This window comes from Cupriavidus sp. SIMBA_020 (assembly GCF_046535395.1).
In the GTDB taxonomy this organism is placed as follows: Bacteria; Pseudomonadota; Gammaproteobacteria; order Burkholderiales; family Burkholderiaceae; genus Cupriavidus; species Cupriavidus campinensis.
The window spans coordinates 1-240 of the sequence record NZ_JAWRWU010001549.1 but is presented as its reverse complement, the minus strand read 5'-3'; the positions used below and the strand labels follow the sequence as shown (position 1 = coordinate 240).

The 240-nt window shown below is 61.7% G+C and carries 1 pseudogene; it reads right to left on the bottom strand.

What is annotated here, in order from left to right:
• Positions 1-91: 91 nt before the first annotated feature.
• A pseudogene (locus SB751_RS34790) lies at positions 92-240 on the bottom strand (branched-chain amino acid ABC transporter permease); the annotation flags it as partial.

Genomic DNA, 240 nt, shown 5'->3' with positions numbered 1-240 from the left:
GCAGGTAATACGTGTTGGTCACGCCCAGCGGCACGGCGGCCAGGCAGGCCACGGCCACGATGGAAAGCAATAGGTGCAGGGGTTTCATCGCTTACACCTTCTTGATCGCGGTCTTGCCGAACAGGCCGGCGGGCTTGAAGGTCAGTACGAGCAGCAGCAGGACCAGTCCCGGCACGTCTTTGTACCCCGTCGAAAGATAGAAACCGGTGGTGGTTTCGGCGATCCCCAGGATCAGGCCGC